Source organism: Gemmatimonadaceae bacterium, from assembly GCA_020846935.1.
Taxonomy (GTDB): domain Bacteria; phylum Gemmatimonadota; class Gemmatimonadetes; order Gemmatimonadales; family Gemmatimonadaceae; genus RBC101.
Genome location: JADLCY010000015.1, coordinates 44,941 through 71,234 on the forward strand (window position 1 = coordinate 44,941; position 26,294 = coordinate 71,234).

Consider the following 26,294-nt stretch of genomic DNA (forward strand, 5'->3'; position numbering starts at 1 on the left):
CCACCGTCGGCGTAACAGCAGATTGCGGCTGGCGTTGCGAAATCCCGGAGGCGTGCGTCAAATCACCAGTTGAGGGTGACTCGCCGCGGGCGGGGCTAGTGGAGCGGCGCCCAGGCGCGCCGTCGCACCGGAACCAGGGGCGCCCAGCGTCTCAGCGCGCCTAGAGCCGCGCAGCGCGACCAGCGCAGCGTGACGCCATCGAGGATCTCCGTGCCATCGCCCGCACCCGGGCGTGCGTCGCCGGCCAGCACGGCGCCATACACCCTGCCTCCCCCCCGCCCGCTCCTCAGGTCGTCCCGGGTCACGATCACGCCGTGGAACTCGGCGCCGCCCGAGATCGTGAGATCGCCCTCCACGAGCAGCACGCCCTGCCCTCGGCCTCCGCGCAGTTCGAGGTCGCCCGTGGCATGCACCACCGGGGCGTGCCGCGCACAGGCCCCGGCGCCACGCGGCTCTCCCCAGTTTGTGGAGTCACTCGTATCGCATACGCCGACGCGCAGGGTGGGCGCGGGGGCCACGACAGCGCCCGGCGCGAGCGTCACGGTCGCGCGCGCCAGGAGCGATGCCCACGCGTTCCCGGTGTAGGTGCCAGCGAGGCCGGCCCGGGGATCGGGGTCGAGGGGTGGGATGCCGACCACGGTCCCGGCGCGTACGGTGCTGGTGTCAGGGACGGCGATACCCGCGACCGTGCCTGTGTCTGCACACCCGACACTCCAGGAGCCTGTGAGCGTATCGGTGCCGATCACGCGTCCGGTACCGGCCACGGTGACGGACTCGCGCGCCGAGAGCGCGGCAGCGCGATCGACCCAGTCCACGAGCTGTTGCCGGTACACGAGGCTAACCCGGCGTTGGGCATGGCCGGGGCTCGACGAGTCGGGGACGACACCCAGGGCGGTGATCCACCAGGCGATCGGCGAGATGCGCCGGCCGCGGACGATGGCCCATCCATCGCCGGCCGCGAGCTGTCTCGTGGGGATGGTGTCTCCCACGGCCATACTGTCGAAGTCGAAGCCGGCCCAGTCTCTCAGGATCGACCATGCCCCGGCGTCTGCCGCGGCCCCGGCGATGGTGATGCCGCGGTTCTCAACGCCTCGGCGCGCGTCGCCAAGGGCGATATGCACAGCTCCGGTGCTGAGCACGAGAAGCAGGAGGAGGACGCCAAGTACAGTGATGAGGGCCACGCCGCGTTTCGTGCTCGGGCGGCGGGCACGCGATGCGGTGGTCATGGGCGATTGCGCAGCGCGAGGATGACACTCAGGGATTCGGTGACCGACGGCCGGCCTCCCGGGAGTGGTCGCAGGTTGCGGCGAGTTGGTGCCTGGATGTCGATGCCGATGGCGGCCACGCGGGTGGAGTCAGCGCGGAAGAGCGAGTCGAGCCAGCGCAACTTGAGTCCTGCGGCGCGCGGTGGAGCGAGCGGACCGGCGGCGGGTTGGACGGTGGCCCACCCTGCCGGGGCGTTGAACTCGGTGACGCCGAGCATCCAGTCAGGAGTGGAGAGGTAGAGGAGGAACCGGCGCGGGCGCAGGATGCGTACAGGCGCCCCAATGGCGGCGGCGGTTGCGGGCGGCACGAGATCGAGTCTCCAGGCGGGCGTGGCCGCATCGCGCACGGCGTCGGCGAGTTGCCCTCCGACGCAGCCGCCGGAGCTGGTGCCGACACCAACGATGGCGTGCCGGTTCCAGCGATCGTCCGCTGAGGTGCGGCTGGCAGCGTCATCGAGCAGGACGAGGACGTCGCCGACCTGTGGGGCGCTGGTGTAGCCAGCGAGGTCGACCCCGCTGATGAGGGGAGCGCGGGGGAGCATGAGGGCGCCGGACGTTTCGCGGCAGGCGACGGCTGCTGCGACGGTGGCGGACCATGTGAGCGCGGAATCGCCGAGCGTGAGGAGATCGCCGTCTGCGGGGGAGGCCGCCGAGGGTAGCGCGGTGAGGATGCGTAGCGCGGCGTCGACCTGGGCGTGCTGTTCGGCCACGAGGGTGGTGCGCTCATACCAGCGCGTGCTGGACGCGAGTGCGCGGAGGCACGCGGTGGCGACCGCACCGAAGACCGAGAGCGCGACGAGCAGTTCTGCGAGGGAGGTGCCGCGGCGCGCGCGGTGACGGTGGCGCGGGCTGCGCGGGACGGCGCGAAGGAGCGATCCGGGCCTGGTCATGGGCATGGCCGGACGGACTCGATGCGCCACGGGATGCCGCCGGTGGGGACGGCGCTGAGCGTGATGGTGGCGACGGTGGTTGTTGGGGCAACGCGCCAGGCGAGGGTACCGGACGGGGTGACCGCGCTACCGGACGCAAGGGTCGCGCACGGAACGGTGCGGAGCGAGTCGAGTGTGGAGGTAGCGGCGATGGCGAGGAGGCGGCGCCATTGGACGCGGGAGGCGAGCGCGGTGGCTTTGGCCTGGACCGCGAGCGTGGCGGAGATCGCGGAGACGAGGAGGGTGACCGCGACGAGGACTTCGATGGTGGTGAGGCCGGCGTGGCGCGGGCGGGTTGCGGGTCGCATGGGGCAACGTTAGGCATGGCGCCCGCTGCGCGCGTCATCATCCTGTCCCGACCTGAACCGATTCGTCGCCGTGGGCGTCAGCCCGCTCGGGGAGCCGGCATCTTCACGGGCAAAGCTGACGAAAGGCCGCGCCACCTCCCGCCCAATCACGCAACTGGGTGAGTTTGGTATGACGCCACGCTGCGGACGCGCGGCGCTGATGCTTGCTCGCGCTCTGTCGATGCAAGCCCGGAAGTCCCCTTCAAGTGGACGGTGCGGTCCATGGTGTCGCCAAACGCCAAAGGGCGGCGATCCGTCCGGATCACCGCCCTCTGGGCACCGCTGGAGATCACCCCAGCGTTACATCACGTGCGCCGTTGTTACGGCGTGCACTTGGGCTCGGCTTCCACGGTCGCCGGCGCAAGCACCGTCGGGCCGACGAAGATCGCGCAAGTCTTGGTGGTGGCCGTGTGCGTCGTGCTGGCCGTCCAGCCCGTGCCGCCCGTGGCGCTTGCGGCCACCGTCACGCCAGCCGACGGAACGAAGCCGTTGAGCGAAGCGGTACCGCCCGAGGTGTTGCTCGCCGTTCCGCTGGTGTAGACCTGGTTGTCGGCGAAGTACGACTCCTGCGTGGTCGCCATGTTGCGAAGGTCCGACTTCATCGAGGCGAGGTAGGCCTTCTCCTTGGTGTTCGCGAACTTCGGGATCGCGATCGCGGCCAGGATGCCGATGATGACGACGACGATGAGGAGTTCGATCAGGGTGAAGCCCTTCCGAGTCGTGTTGCGCATGGTGTCTCCGGGTGCCGGTTGAGTTGGTGAGTGGTGCGCCTTGCAGGTGCCTTGCTCGATCGGGTAGTTAGGCAATCGGTGGACCAGAAGCCGTCTGACCTGTTGAACCGATTGTGCCGCAACAGCTTGGACGTTTCGTTGGACTGCCAGCAGACCGCGAGCGAGGTGCCGATTTGCGCGCTGTCTTGCAGTCTGCCACACGCCCAACCCCGTCGTGGCTCCCCTCACCACCCTCATGCCTCACGTGCCCGATCGAACCCGCCGACCTGTCTCAGGCACCCTCAGGACGCTCGGCGCGGAATCGAGGTAACTCGCTGTGCGGGCTGCTTTTCCGCTTTGTGATGCGGCGCACCGAGTCGCCGATCGCGACGAGCGATCGAAGGCACGCTCGACGAGGTGCCCAAAGGACACGTGGGCAGAAGACACCACGCGCATGGTGCGACTTCGAGCGAAATGACCGATCTCTGCGAGTGGCGCGACGTCCCGCCGACGCACTCGCTCTCGCGCCCTACCTGGGCGGGAACAGGTTGAAGCGCACGATGTGCCAGAAGGCGGCCACGCCATCCTTCCAGTTGATCTTCTTGCCTTCGGCGTAAGTGCGTCCCGAATACGAGATCGGCACCTCATAGATGCGGACGCGCGCGGCCGACAAGCGCGCCGTGACCTCGGGTTCGAACCCGAAGCGATCCGACGTCAACGTCAGGGAGCGCGCCACCTCGCCGCGGATCGCCTTGTAGCAGGTCTCCATGTCGGTGAGGTTCAGGTTCGTGAACATGTTGCTCGTGAGCGTGAGCAGCATGTTGCCGACCGAATGCCAGTAGTACAGCACACGGTGCGGCCCGCTGAGGAAGCGCGAGCCGAAGACCGCGTCCGCCTTGCCATCGATGATCGGCTCGAGCAGTTGCGGCCAGTCTGCCGGGTCGTACTCGAGATCCGCGTCCTGGACGATGACCACGTTGCCCGTGCTTGCCTGCAGCGCCGTGCGGATGGCGAACCCCTTGCCGCGGTTGACGGGCTGGTGGATGAGGACGTCGATCAGGCCCTCGTCGCGCAGCTGGTCGAGGATCTGTGTGGTGCCATCGGTCGAGCAGTCGTTGACGCAGATGACCTGCTTGCGCACCGGCACCGCGTGCACCTGGTCAAGGATCAGCCGGATGGTGTTCTTCTCGTTGTAGACGGGAATGAGCACCGACAGCACGAGTTCATCGGCGGCAATCGGCGTGCGGCCGCGCATGCGCGGCGTGCTGCCTTCCGTGAAGCCCAGGGTGGGCGCAGGGGACATGGTCATGGTGTCGTGCGTTGGTAGATCAGGACGTCGGGGGTGCGACCGACGAAGGTGAGCATGGAATCCGGCCCCGAGGCGAGGGTCGACGCGGTTCGGACTCCTTGCTGTGATCCGACGATGAACCAGGCAGGACGGTACGCGGCGAAGATCTCCCGCGCCACCGTTGCATCTTGAGCGTCGGTGAGGGGCGCGAGCCGCTGAGCGGGCCGGAACGTGGATGTTGGAACGGCCTTTCGGTGGGCGTACAGGTAGACGATGAGGTCGTCTTCGGTGGAGAGGACGTCGGTGGAGTCTGTATACCGAGCCGCCCACTCGACGATGGGCCGAGCGCGTTTGCCGGCATCCCGCTGGACAGAGACCCACCATTTTCGGGAGTAGCCCATCGCATTGTACCAGCCTGACCCGCCCACAAAGGCCGCCACGGCCAAGGCGAGTGCCACGATAGCACCTGTGGAAACGGGGCCTGCGGGTAACCTCGCCGCTGAGTGCCAGACGGCGAGCACGCCGCTGCCCACGAGGAGCGGCCAAAGTGGCCACACGGCAAGCACGAATCGGGCAGGTTCGAAGGGCCAGGCCATGATGACCAACGTATAGAAGACCAGAAACAGCAGGGATACCGGGGCAACGCGCAGGAATCGTTTCATTCCCAGGAGCGCGAACGACAGGACGATCGCCATGACCACCGCGCGCGGCCACCGCGCCACCACCGGGAGGAAGTAGTAGCTCAGCATGGCCTCGAGCTCGGTGGCGTTCCGGCGCAGGACAGCGAGCGCAAACTCCGCGCCGCCAAGGCGGTAGCCCTCGACAAGCCAGCCCCCGTACGACCCGAACTTGCCGACCAGGACGGGAGCGACCTCGTGCTGGTGCGCCCCGACCCAGAGCTGCCAGGGCGTCAGAACGGCAAGGGCCACGGCGCCCAGGGTCAGGGCGCCCGCCCAGCGTCGGCGCCACAGCATGACCAGCCCGGCGGCAGGGACCGCGAACACCCCGATGGTGCGAACGAGGGCGAGCGCGCCCAGCAGTGCGCCGGCGACCGCGGCGTCCCTCGCACGTCCGGTCTCTGCCGCGCGTTCAGCCCGGAGCAGCGTGGGGAACAGCAGAGCAAGGAACATGGGCTCCGACATCACGACGCCGGTGACGAGCAGGACCACGATGGAGAGCGTACCGATGATGGCGACGGCGGCGGCCACCGTGACCGGTGCCGCGAACCGTTGCCGCGCATACCGAAAGGCGCCGAGCGCCGCGGCCGCGAGCAGGCCCGCGTTGACAAACTTGAAGAGAACGATGTTGTCGGGGAACGATGGCCAGAGCTTCCAGAGACCGGCCAGGAGCAGCGGGTAGCCGGGCGGAAAGTGGGTTGCGTTAGGCTCTCCTGGCAGATTGAGGAAGCGGTAGCCCTTCCCCTCCGCAAGAGACTTGGCGAGTACGGTGTACATCGCATCGTCCTGGAACGCGCCGACTGGCCACGGAGTGACGGTGAGGATCGCGACGCCGAGTACCAGGACGGCGAGCAGCACCATCGTCAGTTTCTCTGATGGCAAAGGGACGCGCGCCAGGCGCGCGCTCCACATGCGGCGTGTTTCTGCTGCGGTCGACCCGACGTCAGACGGCGTCATCGCGACTTTCGCTCCTGCTCGATCGCGGTTGCCGACTCGATCAGGCGCTGACCCTCATCGTGTCGGCCGAGCTCGAGCGCCAGCGCACCCGCCTCGCGAAGCAGCGTGGCATCCCGGTCGTAGATCCGCCGGGCGATGGTGAACTCGCGGTCCGCGGCGCTGACGTCGTTCGCCGCGCGCATGGCGCGCGCCGCGACCCAGTGGCCGCGGTAGGACTCCGGGTGCTGGGTAACGAGCGCAATGGCGTGGGTGCGGGCATCGCGCCACGTCGGCGTGCGCTGCCATGTGATCGACGCCAATCCGATCAGGACAGCGCACAGCAGTGCGACCGTCGGGCGCTGTCGCGCCGGCGGCACCTTCTCCGCCATCACACCGACGACCAGCGCCAGTCCAACACTCGGCAAGTACAACGTTCGCTCGGCGAGCGCCACGCCGGTGGGGAACAGCACGTTGGACGCGGGTGCGAGCGCGACCACAATCCACGCGAGCCCCAGCGCGAGCGCGGGCCAGCGCCGCCATGTGAGTGCGAGACACACGAGGAACGCGACGACGACGCCTGCGCCCAGCAGCACGGCTGGCGTGATCGAAGACGCGGTCACGATCACGTCCGGCTCATAGTCCGAGGAAAGTCGGGTCGGCACGACCAGCAGGCGCACATAGTGCGGAACGATACTCAGTACGGTCAGGAGCCGCGTCGACGCATCGTGATCGAGGAAGACCGCGGACGTGACGTGCCATGGTGTGCCGGCGAGTGCGTAGCGCATGAGGAGCACCCAGGCCGCAGCAACGGCAGCGTACGCTCCGTACAGTCGAGCGCGTTCGCGAAGCGCGCGCCGCCAGTCCGGTGTTCCCAGCCGATCGACGAGCAGCGCGAGGAACGGGACCATGATCGCGCTCTCCTTGGAGGCGAGCGCCGCGGCGAACAGTGGAACCGCCGCAAGGGAAGCCCGGCGATGTGCAAGCACGGCGCCCACCCCGAATGCGGCAGCCATCAGCTCGAGCCGGCCAACGACGTTGGCCACAGCCTCCACGTGGACGGGATGCACGGCGAAGATCACCGCCGCGAGCACGGCGAATGCTGGCGCCATGCACGTCAGAGCCAGGCGGTGGACAAGCACGACCACGGCGGCGTGCCACGCAACGTTCACGACATGGAACCACGCCGCACGATTGCCCGCGATCGCATGGTCGAGCGCAAACGAGACGATGCCTAACGGGCGATACTGCCCTCCCCCCACGGCCGACGGCCAGTAGGGCTGGACGAACGCGCGCCACGCGGTCGCCGGATCCTGCACCAGCGGGTTGTGGAGGATGATGCCCGGATCATCGAGGACGAAGCCGTTGCGCCACGCGTTGGCGTAGGCCATCGTGGCCACGAGCGCGACGGCCAGCGACGCGGAACGGGCAGCGAAGGGACTGGCCGGGAGCGCGGCGCTCATCGCGCTGGCGCGGTGACATACACATCCCCGCCCTGCACCGCGGCCACCGCTACCAGCGCGGGCGCCGGAGCACTGGCGAGCGCCCGCGCGGCGGTCTTTCCGTACGCCGTCGTCGCGATGACGTGGTCGACCTTGTACGCGGCGAGGATCTCTCGCAGTCGCTGCGTGGCAACGGCGGCCGACTGTGGCGTGAGGTGCTCCTGCGCCGTGAACGCGCTGATCGGTACCGTGCGTCGCCCGGTGTAGAGGTACATGAGCGCGTCGTCGTCAGTCGCGAGCACGTCGCCGGGGCGCGTGTTCGCGCGCACCCACTCCGCGAGCGGCCTCGCGCGCTGCGCGACGTTTGCCTGTACCTGTGACCACCAGCCGGCCTGCAGCGCCTGCAGGTTGAATCGCGTGTATCCGACGACGAGCGCGACGACGAGGACGCTAGCCGGAACGCGGATGGATCTCGACGCCGCGCCGCCAATGGCATGCGCTCCCAGTCCGAGGAGCACGCCGATCACGGGCCAGATGCCCCAGAGGAAGCGCGCGGGCGCGAACGGCCACGCAAGCACCACCACGAGGTAGCCGAAGGTGAACACCGTCGTCACAGGCAGGCGACGCATCCCGATCCGCGCACCGGTAACCAGCAGGATGGCGACGCCCAGGGTAGCAGCGACGCGCGCAACGGGCGAAAGGAGCGCGGTGCTCGTGTGCGCCCACGTCTCGCTGACGAGCTGCCTGGCGTTGGCCAGCACGACCTCGATCATCCAGCTCGCGCCCTCCGCACGCGCAGCGTCGCCGAACCACGCGCCGTAGCTGCCGTACTTGCCGGCGAGGACGACGGGAACGCCGCCGGCGTGGGTTGCGGTCCAGATGTGCCAGGGCGCGAGCACCAGCGCGGCACCAACGAGTGCGCCCGCGGCCGCGGACCAGCGCCGCCTGACGAGCAGGACGAGCACGAGCCCCGGCACCAGACACGCGCCCAGCGTTCGAACGAGCCCGACCGCGCCAGCCATCGCGCCTGCAGCAAGGGCGTCGCGCCACGTTCCACGATCCACCACGCGCTCGGCGAGCAGCAGCGCCGGAAACAGCATCGCGAGGAACAGGGGCTCCGACAGGACCATCACGCCGAGCAGCACCAGCGGGGCGCAGGTGGTGAACAGCAGGGTGGTAAGGGCACGCGCCGCGGTACCGAGGCCGGCACGACCGGTGAGCACCCATGTCCCGACGGTGGCGATGCCGAGCAGGCCCGCGTTTGCGAGTTTGAAGACGACCACGCTCTCCGGGAACGGCGGCGCGATCCTCCACAGGATGGCGAGGAGCACCGGGTAGCCCGGTGGGTAGTGCGTGGCCCACGGCGCGCCCGGAAGGTTCAGGTATCGGTAGCCCTCGCCCTCGGCGAGGGAGCGGGCGAGGATGGCGTAGATCCCGTCGTCCTGGAACACGCCGACCGGCCACGGGCCGATGGAGAGTACGACACTGACCGCGGTCGCGAGGGCCAGCACGAGCGGGAGCGCGACGCGGACATCGACCCGCGCGCGCTCATCCGACGCTGCCATGTGATCCCCCAGCGCGGCCGCGCCAGCGTTCACGCCTCTCCCCCAAAGCGCTGCAGCTTGCGGTGGAGCGTCGACGGGTCGATGCCGAGTGTCTCGGCGGCGCGCGTCTTGTTGCCGCCCTCGGACTGCAGGACCCACATGATGTAGGCGCGCTCGATGGTGTCGAGCGTGGGGTTGGGCGTGGCGCGCTGCTCCACGACGCGTTCCGGCGTGTGCGAGACGATCTTCTCCGGGAGGCTCGCGACCTCGACGGTGTTGCCCGAGGTGAGGATGACGGCACGCTCCAGCGCGTTCTCCAGCTCACGCACGTTGCCCGGCCACGAGTACCTCATCAGCGCATCGAGCGCGTCCTCGGCGAGCGACTTGGGGTCCTGTCCGCGTACCTGCGCCTGACGCGCGAGGAAGGACTCGGCGAGCAGCGGGATATCGTCCTTGCGCTCACGGAGCGACGGGAGGTGGATCGCGATGACGTTGAGCCGATAGAACAGGTCCCGTCGAAAGCCGCCGCGGCGGATCTCGTCTTCGAGGTCGCGGTTGGTGGCGGCGATGAGGCGCGTGTCAATGGGCTGAGCATCGGTTGCGCCGACGGGAATGACCTCGCGGTGCTGAAGGACGCGCAGAAGCTTCACCTGCGTGGCCGGGGTCGTTTCACCGATCTCGTCGAGGAAGAACGTGCCCCTGGCCGCCGCGGAGAAGAGCCCGCTCTTGTCCTTGACGGCGCCGGTGAACGCGCCCTTCACGTGGCCGAACAGTTCGCTCTCGAGAAGGCTCTCGGGCAACGCGCCGCAGTTGATGGAGAGGAACGGTCCTTCGGTGCGCGCGGACAGGTCGTGGACGTAGCGGGCAATGACTTCCTTGCCCGAGCCCGACTCACCGGTGATGAGCACCGTCGACTCGGTGGGCGCAACGGTCTCGGCGAGGCGCAGGACGTCGGTCCACGGGCGGCTGCGTCCGACCGGACGTTGCGCTCCCGACTTCTCCCGGCGGCGCATCTCCTGCTTGAGCACCTTGTTCTCGGCGCGCAGATGCTTGTGTTCCGTTGCGCGACGCAGGATGGCCAGCAGCTCGTCGTTGCGGAACGGCTTCTGGATGTAGTAGTAGGCGCCGTCATTCACTGCCTGCATCGCCGACTGCAGCGTGGCCTGGGCGGTCATCAGGATAACGGGCGTATCGGGGTCCTTTTCGCGGGCCGCGCTCAGGATCTCGAGACCGCCCACGGCCGGCATGCGGATGTCGCTCAGCACGACATCGGGCGCGAGCGCCTCGATCTGCTCGAGTCCCTGCCGGCCGCCTAACGCGACGTGTGGCGTGAACCCTTCATTCTTGAGCAGGATGCGGAGGGAGTCGAGGATGCCGGCCTCGTCATCGACGACGAGGACGCTGGGTCCGCCTGGGGTGGAAACGCTCACAGGGAATCTCCCGGGTCAGCCTGGTAAGTGGGAAGCAGGACGGTCACGCGCGTGCCGCGCGGATCGGAATCGACGAAGACGAAGCCCTTGTGTGCCTCGATCGCGCGGTGCACGACCGACAGGCCGAGGCCCGACCCTCCGGGCTTCGTCGTGAAGAAGGGGTCGAAGAGCCGGTCACGGATTTCCTCGGGAATGCCCGGCCCTTCGTCGGAGACCCGCAGCGCCACGCCGCCGCTGTCGAACGACAGGCCGGCCGGCGCATCGCTGGACGTGAGGGGCGCGAGTTCCACCGAGACGCGACCCGTGCCCCGCGACGCCTGCACGGCGTTCAGCGCGAGGTTGAAGACCGCGCGGTGCAGCAGGTCTTCGTCGCCCTCGACGATCACCGGCGCGTCGGGAACGCTCGCGCCCACGGCGACGCCATCCGGACGATCCGGGTGCGCCGCGACCAGCCCCGTGGCGTCGCGGGCAACCGCGGTAAGATCGACGGGGCCAATGCGCGTTACGCGTACACGCGCGAAGTCGAGGAACTCGTTCAGCAGGCGCGACAGCCGGTCCGACTCCCTGACGATCAGGCCCGTGAGCGTCTGCTCGTCGAGCGTGGCCCGATGCGATCGCCCCAGCTGCTCCACCGCTGACCGCACCGCGGCCAGCGGGTTCTTGATCTCGTGTGCCAGGGACGCACTCAGTTCCGCGACCGCCTCGAGGCGCTCGGCGCGCATGTGCAACGAGTCGAGCCGCTTCTGGTCCGAGATGTCCTGAAAGATCGCCGTCGCCGTTTCCTCGGCGTCGGGCTCCGCGGTCATGCTCGCGGTGGTGGTGGTGTTGAGCCCGATGGGGAACGAGCGCACGGAGTTCGTCACCGTGCCCTCGGCGCGCGTGGCGCGCACCCGATCCACCGCAGCGCGCTCGAGCGAACGCGCAAGGACGGGCGAGACCCGTTCGATGGGCTCGATCACACGCGTGCCCAGCAGCGGGTCGAGGTCGAGACCGAGGAGCGATGACGCGGCCGGGTTGGCGTAGAGCAGGATCCCGCCCGCGTCGACGGTGACGATACCGCTGCGGATGTTCCGGAGGATGTCGCTGGCCTGCAGTCGTGCCTTGTTGAGCTGGGCGACCAGCTCTTCGGTCCCGGCGCGTGCTTCGCGGAGCCGCGCACCGATGTAGCCCGACGTCAGGGCCACCGCCGCGAAGATCGAAAGCTGCAGCCAGAGCCCGATGTTGTTCGTGATCGGGGACCACACCAGCACTTCGGTGAAGTAGAGTGCGCACCCCAACGCGGCGACGACCAGCGATCGCCCCGTCGAGAGCAGGAGCGATGCATACGCGATGACGAGGATGTAGAGCGCGGCAACCTGCGTCGCGCCTTCGCCGATCACGTGCACGATCGTCGTGACGGCCACGAGGTCGAACACCGCCTGGGCACCGAGGAACATCGCGGTGAGCGGGCGCCGATAGATCTCGGAGTACGTCGCGGAAATCACGGTGAAGGCGAGCGCACACGTCATCAGCAGCGACGTGATCAGCGTGTCGACCTTTTCCGCGTTCTGCCAGGCGAAGATGGCGGCGAGGTAGATGGCGCCGACCGACGCCAGCCGTCCGATGTAGACCCAGCGGACGACAGGCTGAGGCTCGACGAAGCCGAGCGAAGGGGCGTTGCGGTCGGGGAGCACGATTGGTCTGGAGCGCCTTGCACTTTGCCAGCCCGGCCGCGGAATGCGGTGGTGCAAAGTGCCACACTCTTTGACGACGGCGACGCCTCCGGGTAATCAACGCGTGCCGCTCGCGAGGACTCAGGCCGCGCCCACGCACAGGCGGGGGGCTGCCTCCAAGTCACGGCCTGGTGTAGGCTTAGCCGGTCCCCGCCTTCGGCATGCCTGACGACGCCGCTTCAGTACACCTCGCCATCGACGACACGCGGAGCATCCCCGGCGACGAGCTCGTGATTCGTGCTTCACGAGCGGGCGGCGCGGGTGGGCAGCACGTGAATACGTCGTCCACCAGGATCGAGGTTGCCTGGACTCCCGGCACCTCGCGCGTGCTCACCGGCGAGGAGCGCGCGCGGGTGGCCGTGAAGCTGGCGAGCCGCCTTGATGGCCAGGGGGTGCTCCGCGTGGTGGCCAGCGACACACGCAGCCAGCGGCAGAATCGCGAGCTCGCCGAGTCGCGGCTTGCTGCGCTCGTGCGGAACGCGCTGATCGTCCCCCGAACCCGCAAGGCCACGAAGCCGAGTCGTGCGTCGAAGCAGGCGCGGCTCGATGACAAGAAGAAGGCATCGAGGCGAAAGGCGGACCGGCGATCGCGAGACTGGGACTGAGCGTCAGGATCCGCGTGGCGCCTGGCGAACGCCGGCGAGGCGCTGCTGACGGAGAACTTCGTACGCCGCGATCGCGACGCTGGTCGAGAGGTTGAGCGAGCGGACCCTCGGCGACAGGATGGGCATGGCGAGGAAGCGGTCGGCGAAACGCTGATGCAGGCTATCAGGGAGCCCGCCGGTCTCGCGACCAAAGATCAGGACAGCGTCCTCGCCCGCGCCAAGTGGCGCGTCCCAGAGCACGCGTGGCGCCCTTGTCGAGAAGAACCACGGCGCGCCGAGGCGCGGCAGCTCGAGCTCGAACGCGTCCCACGACGGCCAGACGCGGAGGTCGATGTGCTCCCAGTAGTCGAGGCCCGCGCGCTTCACCTCACGGTCTGACAGGGAAAAACCGAGCGGTTCGATGAGGTGCATCGCGGCACCGACGGCCAGACAGGTGCGCCCCGCGTTGCCGGTGTTCCAGTGAATCTCCGGGTGAACGAGGACGACGTGCATGCGTCAGTGCGTCGGCGCTGTCGGCGACACAAGCACCACGGCGTAGTCACGGTTCTCCCAGCGAGCGGCGTCGAGCCAGTAGAACGTAAAGCGCACCGTGGTGGCGGCGCGCGCCCCGGCGACGGGCAGATCGATCACGTGCGTGCCAAAGGGGCGCTCGCGCGTTTCACTGTCATGGGTGGTTGCCCACTCATCCGTGCTCCAGTGCACCATGGCACGGGTGGGCAGCTCCACGCGCAGCAGCTTGCCGGCGGGCATCGCGGCGAGCTTGTGGTTGAATCGCCATGTGCGAAACGATGCCGTGGTGCCGCGGCGGATGTAGCGGTCGACGCCTTGCGGCGGCATGTCGAAGACCACGCCATCACGCAGCGATCGGCACAGCTTGATGTGCTCCGCGTGCGCCCACACGAGCGGCATCGCGCTGCCCGACGGGCGCCCGAAATGCAGTTCCCGCTGTGGAAGCTCTGGTCCATCCCATACCTGCTCGGGAATGAGTCCGCCTTCGTTCGCTGAGCCTTCGAGCGCAGCCAGAAGAAGTTCGGCGCTGGCACGCCGGCCGGCTGCCAGTTCGTAGTGCGCACGTTCGCCGGCGAGCAACGGCCACGGCCGGCCAACGCCAACGCCATCGAAAGGCGCCCCGTCCTCGTGTTCACCGTAGCCGTCGTCGGTGTAGCGGTACCAGAGCGACCCCTGCGGAAGCTCACGTCGCAACAGGCCATCGATCACCTTTACCGTGGCAAGCATGCGTGGATCACTGGCGTCCCGCAGGCCAAAGCGCACCAGCGCCAGCGCGTCAGGGCTGACCACGTGACGGGCGGGCAGACGCGAATTGCCTGGCGGCCGATTCTTGATCGGCACGTAGCCGTCCTTTGGCGACGTCGCCTCGGCGGTGTCTGGCGCGCCGATGCGAATGTAGTAGCCGTCGACGCCGTATCTGGCGGCGAGGTCGGTGTGCTCGACGTACGTCCACTGTTCGATCTGGTCGTTCCAGCAGTCGGCCGTCTCGCGCAGGTACTTCGCGGACTCCGCGTCATCGAACACTTCGTACATGTCCGCCGCGGCGAGGAGGGCGGCGATTTCCACAGCCAGTGTGAACGGACTGTAGCCGGCATCCTCTTCCCATCGATCTTCGCCCGTGACCGGGCCGTTGCGCACCACATAGCCGGCTGCCTTTTCGATCATCGGCATGAACGCGGCCAGCCGCTCCGTCGGCAGATGACCGCAGCGACGCAGGGCATCGGCGAGAAGAATCGGGAAGGCGCATTCGTCCATCTGCACGCCGTGCCAGTATGCGGTTCCGTCGAGCCACGCATTCTGCGGCCAGTGCCCATCGGGTTGCTGGATGCTGCGCAGGTAGGCAAGGATGTCGAGCGCTTCGTCGGATGCACCAGCGGCGAGGAATCCCCCGGCGGTCTCGACCAGGTCGCGAGGCCACACGAGGTGGTACCCACCGAGATCGTCGTCGCCCTTGGAGAATCCCCACGGCACCGAGAGACTGGCCACGGCCGCGCCCGGAGGCGACGACGAGGTGTGGGCGGCCAGGACCGCTGTCGACACGCGATAGGGCTCGAGGCCGGAGGGACATGGTCTCGCCCGGTCGAGTGGCACGAGGCTCTGCTGCCAGGCGCGCCACGAATCGACATAGGCGTCGGCCGCCACGTCGAACCCGCGCGCGAGCGATGCGAGCGCGCGCGACGCGGCTTCCTGAGCATCAGCGCCAAACCCCACCACCAACACCGCCGTGCCGGCGTCCATCGAGAATCCGAGCTCGCCGGTGATGGCCACGTTGCCTTCTTCGGCGCGCGCATGCTCGGGGAGCAGGCGGCCCGTGTTTCGCAGCTGCTGCCAGCCGTCGGACACACCGACGTAGCCCACCGAGCGACCGCGCCACGGCAGCGAGCACGCCATGGCGAGCGTGGTACCGCGGCCGGTGGCAAAGAGCATCGGAACGCCCTCGTGGTCACCGACCCAGGCGGTGTTGCCGGCGCCGGCATTCACGAGGTGGGGCGCGAGCAGACCGTACACGTGGTAGTCGGAGACCTTGCCCTGAAGCGCCGTGAACGTGACCTCCTGCAACAGACAGGGACGCTCGGTGTCGCTCACGATGCGCTTCGTGATCCGCCAGGCGCCGTTCAGCGCTTCATTCGTCATGCGGTAGCCCGGCACGCCGGGCTCCAGCGCGACGATCGCATGCTGCGCGCCGCGCTTCTCCTCGGTGAAGGCACCACCCGGCCCGGTGACGATCAGCCCGAAGTCGCGCGTGCAGGCACTGTCGACCCGAGGGTAGTAGATCTCGTTGAGGATACCGTGGCTGATCGTGAACCAGAGGGGGCTTGCAGCTGACCGCGCCGTGCCGACGCCGCATTTCGCACTCGACGTCCAGCGCGGCGGAATCCCCGGCGCCCCGGGCGCCATCGTCCCGTCCCCTGGCCGCGCGTCAGCGCCCACGACTGACTACCGGTCTCCCCGCCGCACTGCCTAACGCCGGTTGCCCACCTGCGCGAGCAGCCCGTCCAGTTGGGCGAGCAATCGCGTGGAGGCCGTGCGGACGCTGAGCGTGGGGAGGCGATCGGCCTCGTCCACGGTCTGCATCAGCGAGGTGAGGTTGTTGCGCAGGCTGGTGAGCGTGGTCGGACCGCCACCTCCACCTCCGAAGCCGCCACCGCCACCGCTGCCCGCCAGGCGGTCGAGCGTCGCCGCCCGCGTGCTGTCGCCGGCGCTGCGGGCCGTGCGCGCGAGCTCGCGGGCACGTGTGATCCCCTCGGCGGCGCGATTCACGCCGTCCCAGAGTCGCCAGGCGAGCGTCCCTTGCACGCGAATGTCCGCAGGCGACGTGCGCACTCTCGGATCCATGCGCACCGTGAGCGCATGTGTCAGCACCTGCCCGTCCACCGTCAGCCGGACGGTGTAGCGGCCGGGTGGGACAAACGGCCCCAGCGGCTCGGGAACCGTCTGGCCCGGAATCGCGCTGATCGGGTAGGAGAACGACGCCGCGTTCGGGCGCGGGTAGCGCAGATCCCAAACGAAGCGATGCAGCCCCGGTCCGGCATCGAGCACGGGGAACGGCCGGATCCACCACTCGGGCCAGTGGCCCTGGTCGCTCGGTTCAGGCTCAGGGTTCACGCCCTTGACGTACTTCCGCACCAGTCGCCCGCCAGCGTCGATGATCTCGAGCGTGAGGTCGTTGGCCGCGGAGCGAAGGCTGTAGTGAATGCTCACGCCATCCGGCGGATTTGGCGCCCGCGGCTCGTCCGGAGGAAGGGGCGTGTCCGTGTACATCGAGTAGCGCACCCGCGTCGCCAACGACGGCTTGAACAGATGCACCGCCTTCTGCAGCGGCGCGTCGGCCATCTCGCGCAACGCGGCGATGTCGTCGAGGATCCAGATGCCACGCCCATGCGTCCCGGCGATGAGGTCGTCGTCCTTGATGACCAGATCGCGGATCGAGGTAGCCGGCATGTTCACCTGCAGCGACTGCCAGTGATCACCATCATCGAACGACACCCAGACCTTCGTTTCGGACCCGGCGAAGAGGAGTCCGCGTCGCCTGGGATCTTCGCGCACCACGTTGATCGTTGCACCACTGTCGATGCCCGTCACGATGGACGTCCACGTTCGGCCGCCGTCGCGCGTGCGGTAGATGTACGGTCGCAGATCGTCGAGGCGCAGCGTGTTGATGGCAGCGTAGGCGGTGAGCGTATCGAAGTGCGAAGCGTCCATCAGCGACACCTTGGCCCACGGGACCAGCTGCGGCGGCGTGACATCGCGCCAGGTGCGACCGCCGTTGAAGGTCACGTGGATGAGGCCATCGTCGCTTCCCGCCCAGAGGATGTTCTCCCTGAGGTAGCTCGGGGCGATGGTATAGACCACGCCGGGGTGACGGGCGCGCGCCGAACGCTCGTTGGCGTATTTGCCGACGCTGGCCGGGACCACGGAATCCTTGCGCGTGAGGTCCGGCGAGATCTCTCGCCAGCTGTTCGCGCCGTCGATCGTCTCCCAGATGGTATTGGCGCCGAAGTACAACTTGCGCGGGTTGACCGGGGAAAAGAGGATCGGCGCCGTGCGCAACATTCGATAGTTGGGGTCACGGAACGGCTTTGGCGACACATTCTGCGTTTGACCGGTGCGGTAGTCGAATCGCGTGACCTTGCCGCCGTACATGATGTTCGGGTCCAGCGGGTCCGGAGCTACGTAGCCGTACTCCTCCACGCCAACGGGCCGCCACTCACGGAAGGTGATCTGCCCGTCGTTCCCGCGGCTTTGGACGCACGCCGAGCCCGACTCCTGCTGGCCCCCGCAGACGCGGTAGGGCCACGAGTTGTCGGCCGTGACGTGATAGAACTGTGCGGTCGGTTGGTTGTACCAGCTGCTCCACGTCTTTCCGCCGTTGACCGTCACGATCGCGCCCTGGTCGGCGGCGATCAGCATCACGTCAGGCGTGTCCGGGTTGATCCAGATGCGATGGTAGTCGTCGCCGCCGGGGGCGCCGCGGATCATCTCCCAGGTCACGCCCGCGTCGGTCGACTTCCACGTGACGATGCTGCCCGAGAACACGATGTCCGGATTCTTTGGGTGGACCTTCACCTCGGCGAAGTCAGAACCGCGGTTGTGCACCCGCGCATCGGTCGACGTCTTGTTCCACGAGGCGCCGGCGTCGTCAGAGCGATAGATGCCGCTCTTCTGCCCGGCGTCGACGGTTACGAACAGGCGTGAGGGGCGACTTGGAGCGACCGCGATGCCGATGCGCCCGAGCCCATCGGCTTCGAACGTCGGCAGGCCATTCATGATGCGTTGCCAGGTTTCGCCGCCGTCGGTGCTCTTGAAGAGGCCGGTGCCACTGCCCTGCCAGACGCCGTTCTCCCACGGACCCTGTCGCGCTTCCCACAGGGCGGCGTAGAGCGTGTTGGGATCGTCCGGCGCCATGACGACATCGATGGCGCCGGTATTCTCGTCTTTGCCGAGGACCTTGCGGAAGGTTCGGCCGCCATCGAGGGAGCGGTACAGCCCGCGTTCTTCGTTGGGACCGTACGGGTGACCAAGCACGGCGACGAAGAGACGATCTGGATTGCGCGGGTCGACGACGATTTGCGGAATCTGTTGCCCGTCGCGCAGGCCGAGGTGCTGCCAGGTGGCGCCGTTGTCGACGCTCTTGTAGATGCCGTTGCCGGTGGAGAGGTCGGGGCGCTGCAGTCCCTCACCGGATCCGACATAGATGATGTCGGGATTGGATGGCGCCACTGCGATCGCGCCGACCGACCCCGTGGACTGGCCGTCGAAGATGGGATCCCAGGTGCGGCCGTAGTCCGTGGAGCGCCAGACGCCGCCATTGACCGCGGCAAAGTAGAACGTGTTGGGGCGCTGGGGCACGCCGGTCGCCGCCTTGATGCGACCGCCGCGGAACGGGCCGATGTGGCGCCAGCGCAGTTCGGCGAACGGCGAGGAGGCACCCTGGGCGGCCGCGTCCAGGGAGACGAGGCTGACGGCGAGAAGGACGAAGGCAACGCGACGCAGCATGATCGTGAGGGAGGAGGCCTCCGGAATATGCAGCCGGTCGCGCGCCAGCGGCATTTCAGGATTCCCTCAGGGGCGATCCACGGTTCCGCCTATGGTCAGGAGGCGGATCTGACCACGGTGAGCGCCTCGCGGCGCGTGTCTGGCCCGGGGTCGAGCGCGGCCCATGGATTCATGCGTGTGCGGCCATCCGCGAGGCCCACGCAGTGGCCAGGCGCAGCCGCCCGCGTGGCAGCGGGGCGCACGCGACTGGTAGCGGGGCGCAGGCGCCCGCGTGGTAGCGGGGCACAGCCGCACGCGACGGCGCACACGACGGCGCGCCTAACGCGCGCGAATCGCGACGGCCGGATCGATGCTCGCGGCGCGCAACGCCGGCAGCCAGCACGCCGCGACGCCCACCGCCAGCATCGTCAGCGCCACACTCCCCAGGGTGATCGGATCGTTCGGCGTCACGCCGAACAACAGGCCGCGGATCAGCCGCGTCGTGAAGATCGCGCCAATCACGCCGATGACGAGCCCGGCGCCGAGCAGGACGCCACCCTCCTGCAGCACCATCCGCTGCACGCGCCCCCTGTCCGCGCCAAGGCTCATCCGAATGCCGATCTCGTTGGTACGCGCACTGACCGAGAACGCAAGGACGCCGGCGATTCCGACCGCAGCGATGATCACGGCCAGCGCGCCGAACGACGACACCAGCGTGGCGTTGAGGCGACGCGGGGCCACACTGCGTTCGTTCAGCTGCGAGATCGACAGGACATTCTCGATCGGGTCGTTCGGCACGATCTTGCGGACGATGCTGGTCGCCGTGGCCGCCAGCATGGCCGGATCCTGCTCGGCCCGAAGGACCATCGTGCCGCTGAACGCCGGCTCCTGCTCGAACGGCTGAAACACCGTCGCGGCAGGCGCGGCGTCGAGACCACCGTCCTTCGTGTCACCCACCACGCCGACCACGGTCCGCCAATCACCGCTGATGCCGATGAAGCGCAACACATCACCGGTCCACGCAACGCGCTGACCGACTGCGTCGCGCCCGGGGAACAGCAGATCGGCCAGCGTCTTGTTGATGATCACGACGAGCCCCGATCCCTTACGGTCGGTGCTCTGGAACTCGCGGCCGCTGAGCAGCGGGATGCCCGAGGCCCTGAAGTAGTCTGTGCCCGCGGTACGGAAATCAGCCCGCGGCACGGCCTCGCCCGCGGCGAGTGTGTGCCCTTCCCCCTTCACATCGAGCAGGATGCCCGCGGTACGCAGCGGACCGACCGAACCCATCGCCACCTTGCTGACGCCCGGAATGGTCGAGAGCTCCTGCTGCATGCGCGAGTACAGCTGCTTGATGTCGTCATCGGACCGGGCACCGCCGAAGAGCGGGACGTCGAGCGTGAGCACCTTCTCGGTCGTGAGACCGGTTTTCACTTCGGACAGCTCCAGCATGCTGCGCGTCAGCAGGCCCGCGCCCGCGAGCAGCACGACCGACACGGCCACCTGCGCCACCACGAGTACGCGCTGCAGACGCTGGCGACGGCCGTCACCACTGGAGCGGTTGGTGCCCGCCGCGATGAGTCCACCGAGCTTCCCCTCCCGGGCCAGCCGCGGCGCGTAGGCAAGCAGCACGGCGACGACGAGGGTGAGGGTCAGGGTGAACGCCAGCACCATGCCATCCACCCGAATCTCGTTGGCACGCGGCGAATAGCGCTCGGCGAATGCAATGAGCAGCTTCACTCCCCCGGCGGCGAGCAGCAGCCCGAGCAGCGCGCCGCCCACGGCCAACACGAGGTTCTCCACCAACAGCAGTTTGCGGAGCCTCGCCGCGCCAGAGCCCAGGGCGGCGCGCACCACCAGCTCATGTTCGCGGCGCACGCTGCGCATGAGCGTGAGGTTCGCCACGTTGGCCGCGGAGATGATCATGACGAAGGCGGCAGCGCCCATGAGCAGGTAGAGCGTCAGCCGCGCGCGCTCTCCCAGCACCTCCTGGAAGGGCGACACCGTCACCCGATAGTTGGAGTTCGGGTCGTAGTCCTGGGTGAACTCCGCCTGCACGCGCTTGCGGATCGTCGCCGCCTCGGTCCTGGCCTGCTCGATGGTCGCGCCCGGCGCGAGGCGCGCGATCATGTCGGTCATGCGGTGGCTGCGGCCATGCACCATCATCGCGCTCGTGTGGTGCTCGCTGATCACCATGTTCATGATCGCGTCCATCCGCTCGGGGAACGTGGGGGCGGGCTGAAGCACTCCCACCACTTCCACCGCACGATTGTCCACGCGGATGGTCTTCCCGACGATGCCGCTGTCGCCGCCAAAGCGCCGCAGCCAGTAGTCGTGCGTCAGGACGATCACCGGCGGGACGCCCGTGCCGTCGTCACCGTCGTTGAGGGGCCGACCCAGGATCGGCGAGAGCCCCATGACGGAGAAGTAGTTGCCGGTCACGAGTCCCACCTGCATACGTACCGCATCGCGTTCCCCCTGCAGCGTGAGCTGTACGCCCGAATACTCGGCGATGCCCTGGAGCGACTTGGCGTTATCTCGGAAGTCGAGGATCTCGGGGACGGAGAACCGGATGTTTTCGCCGCCAGGTCCGCTCACCGATTGGCGGAGGTACACGAGCCGATCGCCATCGCGGTGCGGCAGCGGCCGCAGCAACACGCCGCGGACCACGCTGAAGATGGCCGTATTGGCGCCGATGCCGAGGCCGAGCGTGAGCACCACGGCCATGGCGAACCCGCGGGCGCGGGACAGGCTGCGGAGTGCGTAGCGGAGATCGAACATTGGGGGTCCGTGGTGGGTGCCACTGATACGTCGTTTCCGCAGGTCCCGTTTCGACATCGCGGGCGAGTCGACCTGAGCCGTTGGAGCCGCGCGCCAGATGGGCACACCGGGCGCCGTGGGAATCGGACCCGGGACCGGAGTTCGGAGCCCGAGACCGGAACCCGAGACCGGAACCCGAGACGCTGGACCGGAGACCGGAGACCGGAGACCGAGAATGGAAATCGGGAACTCGAACAGCGGGGGCGCGAGCGTGACCGGGGAGAGGGTGCAGACGCCGCGTCTATCTCCCGTTGGGGCCTCGCAGCGGCACTCTACCGCCCTTTGACACTAAGGTCAATATCTAAGTATTGACCGTTGGAGCGCCTTCACTCCGGGAGCGGAGGAGACGAGCTACCGCGCAGTCCAACAGTTGATGTTGGCGTCTTCCGTCCGGGACGGGGATCGCACACTACCTTCCCCCTGTGATTGCCGCCCCCCCCCCGCGCTGGTGTTCTGCGCCCGGGTCGCGAAATGCCTGGCTCCGGCGCCCCTTCCGCACTCGTTGCAATGCTCGTTCACCTGGTCGACGGCACGTACGAGCTCTTCCGGCTCTTCTACGGGCTCAGGAAGGGGAACGAGTTTGACGGCTCGATGGCCGCGGCGGCGGGAGTGCTGCGCACCGTCACGAAGATGCTCGAAGACGGCGCCACCCACCTTGGGGTCGCGACGGACCACGTGATCGAGTCGTTTCGGAACGACCTGTGGCCAGGCTACAAGACCGGCGACGGCATCGATCCGGCGCTCTTTGCGCAGTTCCACCCGCTCGAAGACGCCCTGAGCGCGATGGGCGTCCTGACATGGCCCATGGTGGAGTTCGAGGCCGACGACGCGCTCGCGGCCGCGGCCCATCGCGCGGCCCTCGACGCTCGCGTCACGCGCACGTGCATCTGGACCCCGGACAAGGATCTCGCGCAGTGCGTGCTTGGGGATCGCGTCGTGCAAGTGGACCGGCGGAGCGGCGCCATTCGGACGGCCGACGGTGTGCGCGAGAAGTTCGGCGTCGACCCGCTGCGCATTCCCGACTACCTCGCGCTGGTTGGCGACTCCGCCGACGGCTACCCCGGGATTGCCGGGATCGGCGCCAGGACCGCGGCGCGGCTCATCGCAAGGCATGGCCCGATCGAGGAGTTTCCCGACGACGTCCTCGGCGCTCAGCGGGGAGCGGCCCTGCTCTTCAAGCGCCTCGCCACGCTGCGCACCGACGTGCCGGTGTTCGATGACGTGGAGGCCATGCGCTGGCGCGGCCCCTCCGCGGACTTCCCCGCCATCGCACGTGCGTTCGGCAGCGAAGGCCTCATCGGGCGGGTCGACGCCCTCGCGATGCGTTAGGCTCCGCCGGTGAGGGCGGCCACGCGATCGAGCAGCAGACGTCGCTCACGTTCGTTGCGGGCGAGCGAGGCGGCACGCGAGAACTCACCACGGGCTTCGTCGCGACGGCCCAGCTTGAGCAGCAGGTCACCTCGAACGCTGGGCAGCAGGTGATACCTCGCGAGCGACGGCTCCGCGAGCAGCGCATCGATGATCTCCAGCCCCGCCGCAGGCCCGAACGCCATCGAGACCGCAACAGCACGATTGAGTTCCACGATGGGTGAGGGCTGCAGCTGCGAGAGCGCGTCATACAGCGCCGTGATCCGGGCCCAGTCCGTGTCGGCGGGAGCGAGCGCGCGGGCATGACAGGCGGCGATGGCCGCCTGCAAGGCATACGGCCCAAGTGCGCCACCCAGCTTCTCGGCGCGATCGAGGGCCGTCAGACCACGCGTGATGAGCACGCGGTCCCACTTCGCCCGATCCTGGTCGAGGAGCAGCACCGGATCGCCGCCTGGGCCCACGCGCGCCCGAATGCGCGACGCCTGGATCTCCATGAGCGAGACGAGGCCGTGGACCTCCGGCTCCGCGGGCATCAGCTCCGCCAGGATGCGTCCCAGCCGCAGCGCATCTTCACACAGCGCCGGCCGCATCCAGTCGTCGCCGGCAGTCGCGGCGTAGCCCTCATTGAAGATCAGGTAGATCACGCCAAGCACCGCAGCGGTGCGCTCCAGCATCTCGTGCCCGCGCGGCACCTCGAACGGCACGCGCGCTTCGGATAAGGTGCGCTTGGCGCGCACGATGCGCTGGGCCACGGTGGACTCCGGGACGAGAAACGCGCGTGCGATCTCGTCGGTCGTGAGGCCTCCAAGCAGGCGCAGGGTCAGAGCGACACGCGCGTCAGGCGACAACACCGGGTGGCACGCCACGAACACGAGGCGCAGGAGGTCGTCACCCACGTGATCGTCGAGTGCATCGTCAAGCTTCCGCACCACATCGTCCTGGTTCGCATCGAGGTCGCGACCCAGCTCTTCGTGCTTGCGCTCGTGTCGTTGCCCGCGACGCAGGTGGTCGATCGCGCGATGCTTCGCGCTCGCCATGAGCCAGGCGCCCGGGTTGCGGGGAACGCCCGACTCCGGCCACTGATCGAGCGCGGCAAGCAACGCGTCCTGAGCGAGATCCTCGGCCACGCCGACATCGCGGACGATGCGGGCGAGCCCGGCGATCAGCCGGGCCGATTCCATGCGCCAGACCGCCTCGATGGTGCGATGGACCTCGGATCCTTCCACGCGTCAGGTCACCGCGTCCGACGAATCGTGGACCTGTCGCAGTTCGACCTCATGGTCCTCGTGGTCCGGATTGGGAATGCGCTTCGCCCACTCGATCGCCTCGGCCTTCGACTTCACCTGAATGATCCAGTAACCGGCAATGATCTCCTTCGCCTCGGTGAACGGACCATCGGTCACGGAGATGCGACCGTCACCGTGGAATCGCACCTTGCCTCCACGCGCGGAGGTGTGCAATCCCTCGCCGGCGAGGAGCGCGCCAGCCTGTACCAACTCCGTATTGTAGCGAGACATCTCGGTGTGGATCGCCTCGTTCATCGGTACGCCGGCATCGATTCGGGCCTCGAAATCAGGAGTGCTCTTGAGGATCATCATGAATCGCATGGGACGCCTCACTCGCATTGAATGTTTGACGGGCGACCCGTGAACCGTGTCGCCCTCTGCCTTGGCGTCGAACACCTGCGGCTGGAATCGACACGTCCGAACAACTCGGCAGGGCGAAGCCGAACGTCCAACGTGGCGCCGACGCGTTGGACGCCGTTGGGAGCCCGTCGGCGTGCTTGCATGTGATCTGGAGAAGGTGATGCGACGCGCGGCGGCTGTTTGCGTGGACGCAGTGCACCTGACATGGCGTACGCGTGTCTCAGCCAGACGCAATCGCACCCTTGCCTGACGTGCGGGCCACGATGGCCGTGGCCGTCATGTGCCCGGTGACGTTGAGCGTGGTCTTGAGCACGTCCGGCAGTGCGTCGAGCGCGATGAGGATGCCGACGCCCTCGACCGGGAGTCCGACCTGCGGAAACAAGGGCGCGATGATGAACAGGCTGCCACTCGGGATGCCCGGCACGCTGAAGCTCATGAGCACGGCCGCGACGCCGAAGGTGACCACGGACGCGAGCGGAAAGGCCACGTCGTAGAGCCTGGCGACGAAGAGGCCGCCCACGATCCACGACACCGCGAGGTTGAGTCGGAAGATCGACACGGCGAACGGGATCATGAACCCCGACGTCTCCCTGGGGAATGCGAGTTCGCGCTCGGCGGCATTCAGCATCGCCGGAATCGCGGCGAGGCTCGAGCGTGTGCTCGCGGCCACGGCCTGCGCCGGGAGAATGGCGCGCGCGAACCGCGCAACCGGCACGTCGCTGAGCAACAGCACGACGAGGTACATCACGGCGATGGCGACGGCGAGCAGCAGCAGGTGCGTCGCCAGATAGAACCCCACCGCGCCTGCCACACCGGTGCCCAGGCGTGCGCCGAGCGAAAGCGCGAGGGCGCCGATCCCCACCGGAGCGAGCCAGAGGATCCAGCGCACGAGCACCAGCATGGCTTCGCTCACGCCGCGGAAGAACCCGGTGATCGTCGTTCGTTCGCGTTCGCCGAGGAAGCGCACGGCAAAGGCGAACGCGAGCGTGAACACGATGAGCGGCAACATGGCGCCGTCGACCGCGGCCTTCACGGGGTTCACCGGGACGAGCCCGGTGAGCCACGCCGCGAACCCTGGCAGCTCCGGCACGGTCGTCACCGCACCGGCCACGGACTCACGAAGCCGCGCGGCGGCGTCGGGCTCGATGCGGAGCAGGCGGTACATCGGCGGCGCGAGCAGGCCCGTCAACGCGGAAATGCCGGCCAGCATCGCGACGAACACGGAAATGGCGCGTCCACCGAGGCGCCCGACATCGGCCGACGCGCGACTCCGCGTCACCCCAACGATCAGGAGCGACACGACCAGCGGGATGACCGTCATGCGGATGGCGTTCACCCACAGCGTGCCGATCGGGTCGGCCAGCGCCAACACCACGCCCGCGACCGACGTGCCGAGGGCGTGCAGCGCCGCACCGACGCCGAATCCGATGCCGAGTGACAGCACGGCCCGCAGTCCTTCACGCCCCGAGCGTGGAGCCTCCGACTGCGGGTTGGGAGTGGTCACGTGCGCCGATGTCCGCGATAAGGGCGCGTGAAGCTAGCGCCGCCGCGCGCCACCGTCGACCGTACGTACTGCACCGACGAGCGCCGGCGGAC

General features: G+C 68.3%; 19 protein-coding genes. 2 read left to right on the top strand and 17 right to left on the bottom strand.

Annotated elements, in window-relative coordinates; all coding sequences use genetic code 11:
- Window positions 1-95: 95 nt before the first annotated feature.
- The 10 genes from IT361_18320 to IT361_18365 all read right to left on the bottom strand — a co-directional run bounded on the left by IT361_18320 (window position 96) and on the right by IT361_18365 (window position 12,238).
- Window positions 96-1,226 carry a hypothetical protein gene (locus IT361_18320; GenBank protein MCC6319631.1) on the bottom strand — a complete coding sequence of 377 codons (1,131 nt, stop codon included), beginning with the start codon at window positions 1,224-1,226 and terminating at the stop codon, window positions 96-98.
- Entirely contained in the window at window positions 1,223-2,155 is a 933-nt protein-coding gene (locus IT361_18325; protein MCC6319632.1) for a type II secretion system protein, read from the bottom strand. The genes IT361_18320 and IT361_18325 overlap by 4 nt, the downstream gene beginning before the upstream one ends.
- Window positions 2,152-2,502 (bottom strand): hypothetical protein, encoded by a 351-nt coding sequence (locus IT361_18330; GenBank protein ID MCC6319633.1) that lies wholly within the window; start codon window positions 2,500-2,502, stop codon window positions 2,152-2,154. The genes IT361_18325 and IT361_18330 overlap by 4 nt, the downstream gene beginning before the upstream one ends.
- 359 nt (window positions 2,503-2,861) lie before the next feature.
- Window positions 2,862-3,272: a prepilin-type N-terminal cleavage/methylation domain-containing protein gene (locus IT361_18335; GenBank protein ID MCC6319634.1), complete on the bottom strand. Its 411-nt coding sequence runs from the start codon at window positions 3,270-3,272 to the stop codon at window positions 2,862-2,864.
- Window positions 3,273-3,780: 508 nt separating this feature from the next.
- Window positions 3,781-4,506: a glycosyltransferase family 2 protein gene (locus tag IT361_18340; GenBank protein MCC6319635.1), complete on the bottom strand. Its 726-nt coding sequence runs from the start codon at window positions 4,504-4,506 to the stop codon at window positions 3,781-3,783.
- Window positions 4,507-4,556: 50 nt separating this feature from the next.
- On the bottom strand, window positions 4,557-6,173 hold the full coding sequence (locus IT361_18345; GenBank protein ID MCC6319636.1) for a glycosyltransferase family 39 protein: 1,617 nt from the start codon (window positions 6,171-6,173) through the stop codon (window positions 4,557-4,559).
- Window positions 6,170-7,612: a hypothetical protein gene (locus IT361_18350; protein ID MCC6319637.1), complete on the bottom strand. Its 1,443-nt coding sequence runs from the start codon at window positions 7,610-7,612 to the stop codon at window positions 6,170-6,172. The genes IT361_18345 and IT361_18350 overlap by 4 nt, the downstream gene beginning before the upstream one ends.
- A complete protein-coding gene (locus tag IT361_18355) occupies window positions 7,609-9,156 on the bottom strand; it encodes a glycosyltransferase family 39 protein (protein ID MCC6319638.1) in 1,548 nt (515 codons plus the stop codon). Before IT361_18355 ends, IT361_18350 begins: the two co-directional genes overlap by 4 nt.
- A 29-nt stretch (window positions 9,157-9,185) precedes the next feature.
- A complete protein-coding gene (locus IT361_18360; GenBank protein ID MCC6319639.1) occupies window positions 9,186-10,565 on the bottom strand; it encodes a sigma-54-dependent Fis family transcriptional regulator in 1,380 nt (459 codons plus the stop codon).
- The gene (locus IT361_18365) at window positions 10,562-12,238 is read right to left on the bottom strand and encodes a PAS domain-containing protein (protein ID MCC6319640.1); all 1,677 of its coding nucleotides are present in this window, start codon (window positions 12,236-12,238) and stop codon (window positions 10,562-10,564) included. The genes IT361_18360 and IT361_18365 overlap by 4 nt, the downstream gene beginning before the upstream one ends.
- Before the next feature lie 200 nt (window positions 12,239-12,438).
- Between IT361_18365 and arfB the strand changes: the two genes are divergently transcribed.
- Window positions 12,439-12,882 carry an aminoacyl-tRNA hydrolase gene (arfB, locus tag IT361_18370; protein MCC6319641.1) on the top strand — a complete coding sequence of 148 codons (444 nt, stop codon included), beginning with the start codon at window positions 12,439-12,441 and terminating at the stop codon, window positions 12,880-12,882.
- Between the two features lie 3 nt (window positions 12,883-12,885).
- On the opposite strand, the gene IT361_18375 is transcribed toward arfB, so the two are convergent.
- The 4 genes from IT361_18375 to IT361_18390 all read right to left on the bottom strand — a co-directional run bounded on the left by IT361_18375 (window position 12,886) and on the right by IT361_18390 (window position 21,645).
- Window positions 12,886-13,374 carry a tRNA (cytidine(34)-2'-O)-methyltransferase gene (locus tag IT361_18375; GenBank protein ID MCC6319642.1) on the bottom strand — a complete coding sequence of 163 codons (489 nt, stop codon included), beginning with the start codon at window positions 13,372-13,374 and terminating at the stop codon, window positions 12,886-12,888.
- Window positions 13,375-13,377: 3 nt separating this feature from the next.
- Window positions 13,378-15,789 (bottom strand): glucan 1,4-alpha-glucosidase, encoded by a 2,412-nt coding sequence (locus IT361_18380; protein MCC6319643.1) that lies wholly within the window; start codon window positions 15,787-15,789, stop codon window positions 13,378-13,380.
- 63 nt (window positions 15,790-15,852) lie between these two features.
- Entirely contained in the window at window positions 15,853-18,888 is a 3,036-nt protein-coding gene (locus IT361_18385; GenBank protein MCC6319644.1) for a glycoside hydrolase, read from the bottom strand.
- A gap of 318 nt (window positions 18,889-19,206) precedes the next feature.
- On the bottom strand, window positions 19,207-21,645 hold the full coding sequence (locus tag IT361_18390) for an ABC transporter permease (protein MCC6319645.1): 2,439 nt from the start codon (window positions 21,643-21,645) through the stop codon (window positions 19,207-19,209).
- Window positions 21,646-22,191: 546 nt separating this feature from the next.
- Between IT361_18390 and IT361_18395 the strand changes: the two genes are divergently transcribed.
- Window positions 22,192-23,013 carry a flap endonuclease gene (locus IT361_18395; protein ID MCC6319646.1) on the top strand — a complete coding sequence of 274 codons (822 nt, stop codon included), beginning with the start codon at window positions 22,192-22,194 and terminating at the stop codon, window positions 23,011-23,013.
- On the opposite strand, the gene IT361_18400 is transcribed toward IT361_18395, so the two are convergent.
- The 3 genes from IT361_18400 to IT361_18410 all read right to left on the bottom strand — a co-directional run bounded on the left by IT361_18400 (window position 23,010) and on the right by IT361_18410 (window position 26,202).
- Entirely contained in the window at window positions 23,010-24,233 is a 1,224-nt protein-coding gene (locus tag IT361_18400; protein ID MCC6319647.1) for an RNA polymerase sigma factor, read from the bottom strand. The two genes, IT361_18395 and IT361_18400, sit on opposite strands and share 4 nt — an antisense overlap.
- A gap of 48 nt (window positions 24,234-24,281) precedes the next feature.
- Complete coding sequence (locus IT361_18405; GenBank protein MCC6319648.1) at window positions 24,282-24,659, bottom strand: YciI family protein; 378 nt, start codon at window positions 24,657-24,659, stop codon at window positions 24,282-24,284.
- A 259-nt stretch (window positions 24,660-24,918) separates the two neighbouring features.
- Window positions 24,919-26,202 carry a dicarboxylate/amino acid:cation symporter gene (locus IT361_18410; GenBank protein MCC6319649.1) on the bottom strand — a complete coding sequence of 428 codons (1,284 nt, stop codon included), beginning with the start codon at window positions 26,200-26,202 and terminating at the stop codon, window positions 24,919-24,921.
- Window positions 26,203-26,294: the final 92 nt, after the last annotated feature.